This window comes from Shewanella sp. LZH-2, assembly GCF_016859145.1.
GTDB lineage: Bacteria > Pseudomonadota > Gammaproteobacteria > Enterobacterales > Shewanellaceae > Shewanella > Shewanella xiamenensis.
Genome location: NZ_CP069350.1, coordinates 916,196 through 928,464, shown reverse-complemented (window position 1 = coordinate 928,464; position 12,269 = coordinate 916,196). Strand labels below are relative to the sequence as shown.

At 46.1% G+C, this 12,269-nt stretch carries 14 protein-coding genes; 4 read left to right on the top strand and 10 right to left on the bottom strand.

Going from position 1 to position 12,269, the window contains the following annotated elements; all coding sequences use genetic code 11:
- Positions 1-66 precede the first annotated feature (66 nt).
- The 9 genes from JM642_RS04290 to JM642_RS04250 all read right to left on the bottom strand — a co-directional run bounded on the left by JM642_RS04290 (position 67) and on the right by JM642_RS04250 (position 8,367).
- Positions 67-837 carry an ABC transporter permease gene (locus JM642_RS04290; protein WP_011715945.1) on the bottom strand — a complete coding sequence of 257 codons (771 nt, stop codon included), beginning with the start codon at positions 835-837 and terminating at the stop codon, positions 67-69.
- Positions 834-1,772 carry an ABC transporter ATP-binding protein gene (locus tag JM642_RS04285; RefSeq protein WP_172589962.1) on the bottom strand — a complete coding sequence of 313 codons (939 nt, stop codon included), beginning with the start codon at positions 1,770-1,772 and terminating at the stop codon, positions 834-836. The genes JM642_RS04290 and JM642_RS04285 overlap by 4 nt, the downstream gene beginning before the upstream one ends.
- A gap of 245 nt (positions 1,773-2,017) precedes the next feature.
- Positions 2,018-2,548, bottom strand: coding sequence for a hypoxanthine phosphoribosyltransferase (gene hpt, locus JM642_RS04280; RefSeq protein ID WP_037421839.1), 531 nt, complete (start codon positions 2,546-2,548; stop codon positions 2,018-2,020).
- Between the two features lie 7 nt (positions 2,549-2,555).
- Positions 2,556-3,215 (bottom strand): flavin prenyltransferase UbiX, encoded by a 660-nt coding sequence (locus JM642_RS04275; RefSeq protein WP_047539467.1) that lies wholly within the window; start codon positions 3,213-3,215, stop codon positions 2,556-2,558.
- A gap of 1 nt (position 3,216) precedes the next feature.
- Positions 3,217-4,614 (bottom strand): UDP-N-acetylmuramate:L-alanyl-gamma-D-glutamyl-meso-diaminopimelate ligase, encoded by a 1,398-nt coding sequence (gene mpl / locus JM642_RS04270; RefSeq protein ID WP_203432931.1) that lies wholly within the window; start codon positions 4,612-4,614, stop codon positions 3,217-3,219.
- Positions 4,615-4,782: 168 nt separating this feature from the next.
- Positions 4,783-5,418, bottom strand: coding sequence for a hypothetical protein (locus tag JM642_RS04265; protein WP_203432929.1), 636 nt, complete (start codon positions 5,416-5,418; stop codon positions 4,783-4,785).
- A 198-nt stretch (positions 5,419-5,616) separates the two neighbouring features.
- Complete coding sequence (locus JM642_RS04260; protein ID WP_203432927.1) at positions 5,617-6,480, bottom strand: sterol desaturase family protein; 864 nt, start codon at positions 6,478-6,480, stop codon at positions 5,617-5,619.
- Positions 6,481-6,532: 52 nt separating this feature from the next.
- Complete coding sequence (locus tag JM642_RS04255) at positions 6,533-7,564, bottom strand: DUF2804 domain-containing protein (protein ID WP_055647730.1); 1,032 nt, start codon at positions 7,562-7,564, stop codon at positions 6,533-6,535.
- Positions 7,565-7,806: 242 nt separating this feature from the next.
- A complete protein-coding gene (locus tag JM642_RS04250; protein WP_099457523.1) occupies positions 7,807-8,367 on the bottom strand; it encodes a porin family protein in 561 nt (186 codons plus the stop codon).
- 137 nt (positions 8,368-8,504) lie between these two features.
- On the opposite strand from JM642_RS04250, the gene JM642_RS04245 reads away from it, so the two are divergent.
- From JM642_RS04245 to JM642_RS04230, 4 genes are all read left to right on the top strand, one after another.
- Positions 8,505-9,071 carry a YajG family lipoprotein gene (locus JM642_RS04245; protein WP_037421857.1) on the top strand — a complete coding sequence of 189 codons (567 nt, stop codon included), beginning with the start codon at positions 8,505-8,507 and terminating at the stop codon, positions 9,069-9,071.
- 33 nt (positions 9,072-9,104) lie between these two features.
- Positions 9,105-9,692, top strand: coding sequence for a peptidylprolyl isomerase (locus JM642_RS04240; RefSeq protein WP_203433725.1), 588 nt, complete (start codon positions 9,105-9,107; stop codon positions 9,690-9,692).
- A gap of 70 nt (positions 9,693-9,762) precedes the next feature.
- Positions 9,763-10,083: a hypothetical protein gene (locus JM642_RS04235; RefSeq protein ID WP_037421860.1), complete on the top strand. Its 321-nt coding sequence runs from the start codon at positions 9,763-9,765 to the stop codon at positions 10,081-10,083.
- A gap of 156 nt (positions 10,084-10,239) precedes the next feature.
- On the top strand, positions 10,240-11,625 hold the full coding sequence (locus JM642_RS04230; RefSeq protein WP_144374940.1) for an MFS transporter: 1,386 nt from the start codon (positions 10,240-10,242) through the stop codon (positions 11,623-11,625).
- 96 nt (positions 11,626-11,721) lie between these two features.
- Here JM642_RS04230 and JM642_RS04225 read toward each other — a convergent pair whose 3' ends face one another.
- Positions 11,722-12,207 (bottom strand): YajQ family cyclic di-GMP-binding protein, encoded by a 486-nt coding sequence (locus tag JM642_RS04225; protein WP_037422293.1) that lies wholly within the window; start codon positions 12,205-12,207, stop codon positions 11,722-11,724.
- Between the last annotated feature and the right edge of the window lie 62 nt (positions 12,208-12,269).

The following is a 12,269-nucleotide window of genomic DNA, read 5'->3' as shown; positions in this document are numbered from 1 at the left end:
CCTTTTTATTATTCAATGTCCCGTCCTGAAATACGTGAGACATTGATGGTATGAACAAGAACCGGATTACGAACGCAGCCCTATGCCTCTGGATATCAGGTAATACGCAACACCCCAAAGTACAGCGCAAAAGCCCACCATGATGCCAATAGAAAGCGGAATGCTGATATCGGCAAAACCTAAGAAACCGTAACGGAAGACGTTGATCATATAGACCACAGGGTTGAGTGCCGACACGCCTTGCCAAAAGGATGGCAGTAACGACAGTGAATAGAATACTCCACCAAGGTAAGTTAATGGCGTGAGCACAAACGTCGGGATGATGCTGATATCATCGAAACTCTTGGCAAATACCGCATTAATTAATCCCCCTAAGGAGAATAACACTGAGGTTAAAAATACCGTCATGACCACAAGGCCCGCATGGTGCAAGCTGATGTCGACAAAGAACATGGCGACTAGCGTCACGATTAAACCAACGCATAACCCCCGAGCGACACCGCCACCCACATAGCCTGCGATCATCACATAGTGAGGTACGGGCGCGACCATTAACTCCTCGAGATTACGCTGAAATTTCGCGCTATAGAAAGAACTCGCCACATTCGAATAGGAGTTAGTGATCACCGACATCATGATTAGGCCTGGCGCGATAAACTCCATATAGGACACACCGCCCATATCACCAATGCGGCTACCGACCAAGTTACCAAAAATCAAAAAATACAAGGTCATAGTGATTGCAGGCGGAACTAAAGTCTGGATCCAGATCCGAGTAAAACGATTGATTTCCTTGGTTAATATGCTTTTGAAGGCGATAAAATACAGCTGTTTCATGCCTTAGCTCCTTGGGTTTTCTTCACTAACTCCACAAACAATTCTTCTAATCGATTGGACTTATTGCGCATCGACAACACTTCCACATTGGCCGCGGTTAATTGGGTAAACACATCGTTGAGATTGTGCTCCTTTGCCACATCGACCTCTAAGGTATGCGGATCGGTTAAACGGCACACCATGCCCTCGAGAGTGGGGGCGACATCGATGTCGCGGCGTAGGTCGAGGATAAAGGTTTCAAGATTCAGTTTGCTCAGCAAGGCCTTCATGCTAGTGCACTCCACCAGCACACCCTTATCAATAATGCCGATATTGCGGCACAACATTTCTGCTTCTTCAAGATAGTGGGTGGTCAGTATGATAGTCACACCCTGCTGATTAATTTGCTTGAGGAATTCCCACATTGAGCGTCGTAGCTCAATATCGACCCCCGCAGTTGGTTCATCTAAGATCAGTAACTTAGGTTCGTGCATCAGGGCGCGGGCAATCATTAACCGCCGCTTCATCCCCCCCGACAAGGTGCGGGACTGACTATTACGCTTCTCCCACAAATCAAGCTGGCTTAAGTATTTTTGGGCTCGCTCAAGAGCCACGGCCTTAGGTACGCCATAATAACCCGCCTGATTCACCACAATTTGCAGCACAGTTTCAAACTGGTTGAAGTTAAATTCCTGTGGCACTAAACCTATGCACAGCTTGGCTTCCTCGAGTTGCTTATCGATATCAAAATCAAAAACCTGCACAGAGCCAGCAGTTTTCTGCACTAAGGAGCTGATAATCCCAATGGTAGTCGACTTACCCGCGCCGTTAGGGCCTAACAGTGCAAAAAAGTCTCCCTGTTCAACGGTAAGGCTAATGCCCTTTACCGCTTCTACACCGCCTTTGTAGGTTTTTTTTAGCCCCTCGAGTACGAGAGCATGGGCATGCTTGGCCATAGTGCTACCTGATCCTGAAAGAATAAACGAAATACTAAAATGGTGACGAAAACAGCAATTGCAATACGCTAAGCTGTATAAAAACGAATTATGACTCTAATTGATTGAAAAAATAGTTATTAAAAATAACTAATAGATCTCCACACACATAGGTCAGTTACACCAAATCGCATTCGTGTGACCAACTTTCTACACAAAACAAAACTCCCGCCTAGGCGGGAGTTTGAGTCATAACGCATCTGAGCTTATTCTAGCGGCACCACTTTGGCGATATAAGGTAAGTTGCGATATTGCTCAGCATAATCGATGCCGTAACCCACAATAAACTCATCTGGGATAGTAAAACCGATAAAATCGACTTTGACATCCACTTCGCGGCGCTCGGGTTTATCCAACAGAGTGCACAGGGCTAAGCTCTTTGGCTCACGCAATAACAGCATTTCGCGCACTTTGTTTAAGGTGTTACCCGAGTCAATTAAGTCTTCCACAATCAACACGTCGCGGCCCGCGATATCCGATTGCACATCCTTCAGCACTTTCACATCCCGTGAGCTGGTCATGGAATTGCCATAACTCGAAACCGACATAAAATCGATTTCAACATGGCCTTTAATACGGCGGCACAGATCAGCCATAAATACGACTGAGCCTTTTAATAATCCCACCATCAGCAAACGCTCGCTGTTGGCATAGTGGGCATTGATTTGCTCGGCCATTTGATCCAATTTTTGGCTAATCTCTTCAGCGGAGATCATCACTTCGGTGGTGTGTTTCATATCAGTCTCAATTGTCGATGTCAGTAGGGGAGTGTTTGTCATAACCCCAACGACTCGTTAATGCATGGTCAACGCCCAAATGATCGAGGATTCGAGCGACCATGAAGTCTACCAGATCTTCAACCGATTTGGGATTGTGATAAAAGCCAGGCGCCGCAGGCATAATAGTGACACCTAAGCGCGATAGGTTGAGCATATGCTCTAAGTGTATGGCATTAAAAGGAGTTTCCCGCGGAACGAGGATCAGTTGACCACGTTCTTTTAACACCACATCCGCCGCGCGTTCGAGCAAATTATTGCTCATTCCCGTCGCAACAGCTGCCAGTGTCCCCGTCGAGCAAGGACAAATCACCATTTGTTTAGGGGCAGCACTGCCTGAGGCTGGCGGCGAAAACCACTCATCCTTGCCTAATACCACTAACTCGCCAGATAAAGTTGCATTCTTTTCTGCAAGCACCTCTAACAATTGCGCCTTGGCTTTATCGCTGTTAGCACTGAGCTGCAAGCCATGTTCAGTCGCCAGCACCACCCGAGCGGCGCTCGAGATCATTAAAAAAACTTGGTAGCCCGAGGCTAATAAGCATTCTAATAACTTCAAACCATAGGGTGCCCCCGAGGCTCCTGTCCAGGCTAAGCTAATAGCTTTCTCAGATTTGGCATAGGCCATATTAGTCCGCCTGCTGAACAAACTGAGGGCTGACTTCGAGCGCCGCCAACAGTTTCTTATGTAATCCGCCAAAACCACCGTTACTCATCACCACGATAGTGTCACCCGCTTTTGCCGAGGCTGCGACTTTAGCGACAACATCATCAATTTGATGCAGGACAGTCACAGGGATCACCGCAGCTTCCATCGCCTCTTTCATATTCCAATCGATAGTATCAGCTTGATATAAAAAGGCTTCGTCCGCTTGCAGCATGGAATGAGCCAGTGTGTCCTTATGTACACCACTCTTCATCGTGTTTGAGCGCGGCTCTAATACGATAGTGATTTTGGTCTGCCCGACTTTGGCACGCATGCCCTTAATGGTGGTCGCTATCGCCGTTGGATGGTGGGCAAAATCATCGTATACGCTGACGCCGTGGACAGTGCCCAACAACTCTAGGCGACGTTTCGGCGGTACAAAGCGGGTTAATGCATCAATCGCAACACTCGGTTTAACCCCAACATGGCGCGCTGCAGCAATCGCCATCATAGCGTTTTCAATATTGTGCTGACCAATCAGTGCCCAATCGAGCACGCCTTGTGATTCGCCGTCGAAGAAGACTTCAAACTCATGGCAATCATCACTTAAGGCCTTAGCATGCCAACCTTTAGTCGCATCAGTGGTATGGAAAGTCTCCTGTTCGCTCCAGCAGCCCATATCAATGGTTTGCTTTACCGCGTGGGAATCGGCTGGCCAAATTACTTTGCCTTGTCCTGGCACAGTTCGGATCAAATGATGGAACTGTTTTTGGATCGCCGCTAAATCGGCAAAAATATCAGCATGGTCAAATTCGAGGTTATTAATCACCAGCGTACGGGGATGATAATGCACAAATTTAGAACGCTTATCGAAGAAGGCGCTGTCGTATTCATCAGCTTCGACCACAAAAAATGCCGATTCCCCTAAACGGGCCGACACACCAAAGTTTTGTGGCACACCGCCAATCAAGAAACCGGGTTGATAACCACAGTCCTCTAAGATCCACGCCAGCATGCTTGAAGTGGAGGTTTTTCCATGGGTACCAGATACGGCTAACACCCAACGCTCAGGCAGAATATGATCGGCTAAAAACTGTGGTCCAGAGGTGTAAGGGATCCCAAGGTTTAATACCGCTTCGACACAAGGATTACCTCGGCTCATGGCATTACCAATCACCACAAGATCGGGATAACTGCCCGCTTCACCTAACTGACTTGGATCAAAACCTTGAATGAGTTCAATACCTTGCTCTTCAAGCTGCGTACTCATCGGTGGATAGACGTTGGCATCCGAGCCTGTCACTCTGTGCCCTTTTGCCCTAGCCAAGAGTGCTAGGCCACCCATGAAGGTTCCACAAATTCCTAAAATATGTACGTGCATACCGCTCGCTCTGATGTTTTTGAATTCAAGGCTATTCTAATCCATAGCACCGCAGATTGGCAGGTTAGGATCTCGGAAAAGCCACATCTTCGGCAAAGATCCTGAGAGCGGAATAAATTTTAACAATTGGCTGAAGTTTAACTAACAGAATTATGCCACTTGGCTCACTTATCCGCGCAAGCTGGCATAGAGCTTGGGATATTGACTGCGGTGACGATTAAAGAGGAATTGACGTAGGGCTTCTCGCTCTTCGGCTTCGGCCTGAAATCTGACAATCGCCAGTCCCTCTTCATGGCGGATAGGCTCGATTTTAACCCGCATGGTTTCACCATCGGGCAACTGTAATTGCAGTTCTTGGCTATCGACCAATTGTTCAAACTGTTGTGACGATTTAGCACGAATCGCCATGCCAGAACTCGATAAAGACACCACAGACCATTGTTCGCCCTGATCTTGGTCGAAGATCCACACATCTTCAGGCTGAGTCAAACGCCAACTCCGCTCTGCCCCTTTTGCGTCTAACACTTCAGGCACCCCAAGAGCGGGCTGTAATTGGCCAAAATCATCGAAACGCATCTCAAGGGGAAACCAGAGTTTATAGGAGCCAACTTCAGCCAATAGGGTCAGCTTGGCCTTACCCAATAGCGAGGCGAGCGCCTGTGGCACCTCGGTTTTGACCGTTAATACATGGTTAACCAAAGGCTCAGGATGAGCGTCCTCAGTGCTATGGGTTATGCGATTGGGGGAAAATAGCTCTCTAAAACAAGCTAATTCCTCTAAGGTTAAATGCGGCTCATCAACCATACGACAACCTACTCAGATGAATCACTTGTACAAAAAATTACCACCAAAGCGTGATTCTGTATATTTTTTCAGCGATTAATTTGCAAAAAAAGAAAAGTAGGCTAGCAAGGTTAAGGTCTTACTCCTATTAGCCATTTGCACTATTTAATGAAGAGCGAACCACTCGTTGAGGGCTACAGGCTCGCGTATTGAGCCAAATCATTCATCCTTTTGTTGGCTTGCTGGGGGCGCGAAAAGTATTTTAAATCGCTCCAATAACGTCAGCCCTCGAGCCGTCACCTCGCTGAACATATCGCGCCATTCACTAAAGGTCACTTTGATTGGATTAAAACTGTTGACGGGTTTAGTAATCCCGTAAATCACGGTTTCCTCTTCGGGTACAAAGGTACCGAAGAGTTTGTCCCAGATAATCAAGATACCGGCATAATTTTTATCGATATATTGCGGATTACGCCCATGGTGCACCCTGTGGTGGCAAGGCGTATTAAACAGCCATTCCAATGGGCCGAGTTTTCTCACCGCTTGGGTGTGCACAAAAAACTGTAATCCCAAATTGAGCAGCACCACAAAAACCACCCAATTAGGGTCGAAACCCAAAATTACCAACGGCAACCAAAACACCCACATACCAGCGAAGGGATACATCAAACTCTGGCGAAACGCGGTGCTAAAGTTCATATTCTCCGAACTATGGTGCACCACGTGGGCTGCCCACATCCACCGTACTCTATGACTCGCACGATGGAACCAGTAATAGCAAAAATCTTGGGCAATCATCAGCAGCACAAAGCTGAATGGCCCCATTTGAATATCGAATAATTTCCAACCAAATACCGCAAGATACAATTTAGCGATCAGCAAGCCCGCCAAAATATCCATTCCTTGGTGCATGGCGGCGAGGCTAAAATTACACAACACTTCCTTTGGATAGTAACGGGCGCTAACGGGCAGTTTTTGTCTTCTGTCACCTAAGTACCATTCCAGCAACATGCAGACAAAAAAAAGCGGGGCAAGTACCAGTAACAGTACTTCGGGATGATTAATTAACGCTGCGATATCCATATACCTTTATCCTATTGTTATTATTGTATTAAAGCGTAAATTTGCCTATGTTCTACCAGCGAGCGTAATGATCCTCGGTTAATCCCAATACATTGTTGAGTTGGAATTTCCGCCCCTGATTGTCAATGATAAAACCGCTAAAAAGCCCCAGATATTGACGGAAGTTACTCTTCAGCAAGATAAAATTGCGTTTCTCACTGCGGCAATTTCGCGCCGTAAACTCTAAATCGACGCGGCCATCGTGACTATGAATACGCCAGAGATCTGTGCCCTGCTGGCCATGACGGTCAAATTCAAATTGCACTGGTCCGAGTAAATGCCGCTCACCATTGATCCAAAACACATTTTCATTAGCACCAGTTTCATTCACGCCCGCAGCAAGATTTAATCCAATCACTCCGTCGTCAATTTGCGCACTCAGCGATGCCCAACGCCAACTGGTATCTCGGCGCATAAATCCCGCGGAAAAATCATAGCCTGCGAAGGCGAAATTCAATGGCTGCGGTTCATGGTCTATGGTGAGTTGTCCTTTGACCGATAAACCATTGTGTTTTTGGGTATAGGTCCAGCCGTTGTATCCCGTGGGGCTACACATGGCCATAGGTAAACTTAAAGGCAATGCATGTAAAGTTAAATCGGCTTGAATGCTTTTAGTATCAATGACTAAATGCCAACTCCCCTCTTGGATTTTAAAGGTTATGCGCTTACCTTTGCCGCCAATGGTTGCCGTGCCATTGGCTGGAGAAGGCGTCATCCGGTAGCCAAACCCAAGGGGTTTTAGCCAGTCCTGCTGAGTTAACCTATTGTTTTTAATATCGTATAAATAACAAAATCCACTGCCAAGGTAGGCGATATCCGCGAGCGCAACACCAATAATATAACGGGGCGTAACGATAGAAATAAATTGGAACTGCTTATAGTCAAACCGTTTCGCCCAAGCCGATGCGGGCTTATCCATAGTATCGAAATAGGCAAAATCCGCTAAACCTAAGCGACTGACTATACCGTCGAAATGACCAAAATGTGGCTGACCTTTGGCATTGATCAAACTGTCGGGGGCGATTTGGGTGATAATCCTAGACATAACTTCGCCTTTGCTTTTGCACTCGAGGGAGCATTTATGCTCTCTTATTTAATGTTGAATTTTTACTCTAACCTGTCATTCATTGCATTAAAAGAGTGCAAGCTCAAATTGTTGTGATTTTGTTACCGAGAGGAGTTCGGTTTAGTTTCCTCAAAAAACCATTAAAAAAGCGCCCAAAGGCGCTTAGTTGAGACAAACCCACTTAATCAAATATTGACGAATCCAGTGGAACACCTTAGCCGTTAAAAACGATAGCTGATACCAAAGTTTACCCCTTGCAACTCTAGCTCTTTCATCGGCACATATTGGTATTCGAGGTTTAGCCCAAAGCCCGAGCGAAAACGATATTGCCAACCGATAGCGCCGTAAAAGCCCACATCGTCCGAATCCATCTCCTGCTTTTCAAACTCATAACTCACTTTAGTGTAGGCTGCACCAAGTTTGGCATAAAGACTATTACCACGAGACAGAGCATACTCACCGTAAGCAGTGGCTCTCACGCCTTGGTAATCTAAATCTTTTATATCACTGATCGCACTAACAAGCGCACTCGCCACGCCACCAGAGCCCGCTAAATATCCCGCTTCAAATCCAAAATGCTCGTTGAGCATATAGCGGTAATACAAGTCGCCAGTAAATGTATCACCCGCATCATATTTACCGCTTTTAGTTTCAAACTCTTGGGTACCATAGCCTAAGCTGCCGCCTAACACATGGGGTGAATCGGTGGCATTGGCATTACCAGCAAAACCAGCACATAAAGCGAGAAATAACACGCAAACATTTATTTTTAAGTACTTCATATTGTTAATATTCCATTATTATAAGGTAGTCATATCATAGCCCCCAACCCTGTACAAAAACTGAACACCGATGCATTGTGGCAACAGAGATGATTTCTGGTATGCTGTAACCACTTTTTACTAGCATGAGATTCCACATGAAACGGTTATTATTGACGCTGACTTTTCCTTTACTTTTTGTAGGCTGCGCGAGCCAAAATCCGACTCATATGGCATTTAGTCCACAGGTTCCAGATATTAGCCAACAGACTTCAAGACCGCTGCAAATCTCACTAGACACAATCGACACTCGTAACGCCGAATACGTTGCGCGTTTTATGGAAGAAGGCACCAAAACCCGTTTAGTCGGCCCAAGCGAGCCCCCTAAGTTATTGCTCGACGAAGTATTTCGTAACGGTTTCACTCAAGCGGGATACCAAATCGATCCCAGTGCAACCAACTCTGTTCAAATTCAATTAGAAGAATTACAGATGGATGTCACCAAAAAGACCTTTGGCTACGAAGCCAAACACAGCGTCCGTATCGCAGTCCAAGCACGTAATTCCAATCAAGAATTGGTCAAACGCTATAAAGCCAAGGGTGTCTTAAAAGGCCCATTAACTCCTGACTTTGCCACCTTAGAAATGGATATGAATAAGCTCCTCGGTCAACTCACAGGGGAGATTCTAAATGACCCAGAGTTAAACCAGTTTCTACAACAATAATTGCGCAAGTTTATAATGATTAAGGAAAGAATGATGTTTCGTTGGATATCCGCACTTTTAGTTCTCTGTGCAAGTTATAGCAGCTGGGCGGCAATCGACATTCAACCCGATAGCTTGTATCCACAGGTCGAGTTTGATACGAGTTTAGGTAAGATTGTCGTCGAACTCGATAGAACTCGCGCGCCGATTACGGTTGATAACTTCCTCACCTATGTGGTCAAAGGCGAGTACAACAACACGATTTTCCATCGCGTGATCAGTGACTTTGTGGTGCAAGGCGGTGGGCTGAATCAACAATTAGAAGAGTTGCCAGCGGGCAAGCCGATAGTCAACGAGTCGGGTAATGGTTTATCAAATAGCATGGGCACCATCGCCATGGCGCGCGATAATGAGCCCCATTCTGCCACCCGTCAGTTTTATTTTAATGTTGCGGACAATACAAAGCTTGACCCATCAAAACGTCGTTGGGGATATGCGGTATTTGGTGAAGTGATCGAAGGAAAGCAAGTCCTCGAAGCCATGGCTGTGGTAGAGACCACTACTAATGCCAAACTGAATTGGCCCGATGTGCCAGTAACACCTATCATATTGAAAACAGCTAAATTACTCCCCAAAAAATAATCGAAAAAAATTTGAGCAAAAGCCCTAATCCTGCATCTATACTGTACAAGCAGAAAGAAAGGAGGCAAGGGTGACGATTGAAGAATTTATCGATAATAAAGCGCCCCAACTTGCAGTATATGGGAAAGCGTTTTTGAGTGATGAACTCGATTTCTGCGAGATCCAGCTCTATTTATGGGACACACTTGAAGAATGGCAACAACTCATTCCAACAAGTGAAGCGCAAACAGAAATGGAAACCGTGTTTTGGCACTTGCTCCATAGCTTTAGTAAGTGGCCAGACTGGATGATCCGCGGCAATCAGTACCTGTGTCAGCAGTTGCATGCGTGCTGTGACTTCCTCTGTTTGGGAGGCCAAATGCCCTCGGGTTGTATCGGTATCCGACCTTGAACAATCCCTTCTTAAAAGACTCAGCTTGCTGAGTCTTTTTATTTTTAGCTTTTGCAAACAAAATCGCTCTGAGTATCAAAAGGAGATACCTTGCCCCTTGAACCTAACCACATCTTACCCGTAAGCTAGGCGGATTCGACTCTTCGGCTAATACATATGTCCGTACCCAGTTTTACTCGTCGCACCTTAGATTCCTTGAGTGTTTATTACCATAAACGCGTTTTGATCCTACTATTACTCGGTTTTTCTGCTGGCCTACCATTAATGCTAGTCTTTTCAACCTTGTCATTTTGGTTACGGGAAGCAGGTGTCGATCGCACCTCTATCGGTTATTTCAGTTGGATAGCCTTAGCCTATGCCTTCAAATGGGCCTGGTCACCGTTAGTAGATAGATTATCACTCCCTTTACTGACGCGCTTTTTAGGCCGGCGACGCGGCTGGATGTTGTTCGCCCAGTTGTTACTGGTCGGTGCAATTTTGGGGATGTCTTTTAGTGATCCCGTTAAAGATCTCGAACGCTTAGCTTTGTTTGCATTAATGGTTGCATTTGCGTCTGCGACCCAAGATATCGTGATTGACGCCTTTCGCATTGAATCGGCTCCCGAAAAAATGCAAGCAGCCTTAGCGGCTGCCTATCAGGTGGGTTATCGCAGCGCCATGATTGTGGCGACCGCAGGCGCGCTGACCATCGCAGCTTGGGTTGAGCCAGGTAATACCGAATATAACTTAATCGCTTGGCAAACTTCCTATTTAGTCATGGCTGGACTGATGTTTATTGGGGTTTTGACTACGCTCTTTAGCCAAGAGCCACAGGTCGATACCCGCGCCGCCGATGAGACCGAATTAGCGGTCAAACAACGCTTAAGCGAGCGTTACCCTAAACCTATAGCTGCGACTCTCTCGTGGATTTATACCGCCAGCATCCTGCCCTTTATCGACTTTTTTAAACGCTATGGCCGTAGTGCTATCTTGATTTTATTGCTGATTTCCTGCTATCGCATCTCGGATATTGTGATGGGGATTATGGCCAACGTGTTTTATGTGGACATGGGATTCACTAAGGAAGAAATTGCCTATTTAAGTAAAATCTATGGCCTTATTATGACCTTGGTTGGCGCAGCCTTTGGCGGAGTCCTGTTAGCCCGCTTCGGTACCATGAAGATATTATTTCTTGGCGCGCTGTTGGTTGCTGTCACTAATTTGCTCTTTGCTTGGCAAGCGGTCATTGGTTATAACGTCAGCTTTTTAACCTTTGCCATTTCGGTTGATAACTTCAGTGCGGGGATTGCCACCGCTGCCTTTATCGCCTATTTATCAAGCCTCACCAGCAGCGGCTATAGCGCAACCCAATACGCCCTGCTCTCTTCGATTATGCTGCTCTTCCCTAAGTTTATTGCGGGTTTCTCGGGCGCCTATGTCGACGCATTTGGTTATGTGAACTTCTTTGTCGCTGCCAGTGTGATAGGCTTTCCTGTGTTGTTACTTATTCATTTAGTGAATAAATACGCCCCCCACGTCAGTAACAAACCAGACCAAGAATAATCAGATATAAAAAAGCCCCAAACCGTAAAGGTTTGGGGCTTACTGTATTTTCCACGCTTAAGTTAGCTTAACGCTAACTTAAGCCAATTTTCATGATTAATCGCGGAAGTTATTGAACTGGAAAGGCTGACCAAGATCTGCTTGACGAACTAACGCCATCACAGCTTGTAAATCATCGCGGGCTTTGCCCGTCACACGCACTGTGTCGCCTTGGATCTGCGATTGCACTTTAATTTTACTATCTTTGACCATCTTAACGATTTTCTTGGCGATATCCGTCTCGATGCCCTGCTTAAAACGCACTTTCAGGGAGAAAGTTTTACCACTGTGAACTGACTTTTCGTCGACATCCATAGTCGAAGGCTCAACATTACGCTTGCTCAATTGGGAACGTAAAATATCCACTAACTGTTTGCACTGGAAATCGTCTTCTGCGGTGAGCGTCACCACATGATCTTTGTAATCGATGCTTGCATCTTTACCGCGAAAATCAAATCGGCCGCTGAGTTCACGGCGAGAGTTTTCGACCGCGTTACGTAACTCAACCTCGTCAACTTCAGACACAATATCAAATGAAGGCATAGTTGCCGCCCCTTAGGTGATTGTAAATACCCATAGTTTACCGACTCCCTCCCCCAAGTTGA

Coding starts and splice junctions, on each gene's coding strand:
- JM642_RS04290 (WP_011715945.1), bottom strand. CDS start 837: ATGAAACAGCTGTATTTTATCGCCTTCAAAAGCATATTAACCAAGGAA.
- hpt (WP_037421839.1), bottom strand. CDS start 2,548: ATGAAACACACCACCGAAGTGATGATCTCCGCTGAAGAGATTAGCCAA.
- mpl (WP_203432931.1), bottom strand. CDS start 4,614: ATGCACGTACATATTTTAGGAATTTGTGGAACCTTCATGGGTGGCCTA.
- JM642_RS04240 (WP_203433725.1), top strand. CDS start 9,105: ATGTTTCGTTGGATATCCGCACTTTTAGTTCTCTGTGCAAGTTATAGC.
- JM642_RS04255 (WP_055647730.1), bottom strand. CDS start 7,564: ATGTCTAGGATTATCACCCAAATCGCCCCCGACAGTTTGATCAATGCC.
- JM642_RS04285 (WP_172589962.1), bottom strand. CDS start 1,772: ATGGCCAAGCATGCCCATGCTCTCGTACTCGAGGGGCTAAAAAAAACC.
- JM642_RS04275 (WP_047539467.1), bottom strand. CDS start 3,215: ATGGCCTATGCCAAATCTGAGAAAGCTATTAGCTTAGCCTGGACAGGA.
- JM642_RS04250 (WP_099457523.1), bottom strand. CDS start 8,367: ATGAAGTACTTAAAAATAAATGTTTGCGTGTTATTTCTCGCTTTATGT.
- JM642_RS04230 (WP_144374940.1), top strand. CDS start 10,240: ATGTCCGTACCCAGTTTTACTCGTCGCACCTTAGATTCCTTGAGTGTT.
- JM642_RS04265 (WP_203432929.1), bottom strand. CDS start 5,418: ATGGTTGATGAGCCGCATTTAACCTTAGAGGAATTAGCTTGTTTTAGA.
- JM642_RS04225 (WP_037422293.1), bottom strand. CDS start 12,207: ATGCCTTCATTTGATATTGTGTCTGAAGTTGACGAGGTTGAGTTACGT.
- JM642_RS04260 (WP_203432927.1), bottom strand. CDS start 6,480: ATGGATATCGCAGCGTTAATTAATCATCCCGAAGTACTGTTACTGGTA.
- JM642_RS04245 (WP_037421857.1), top strand. CDS start 8,505: ATGAAACGGTTATTATTGACGCTGACTTTTCCTTTACTTTTTGTAGGC.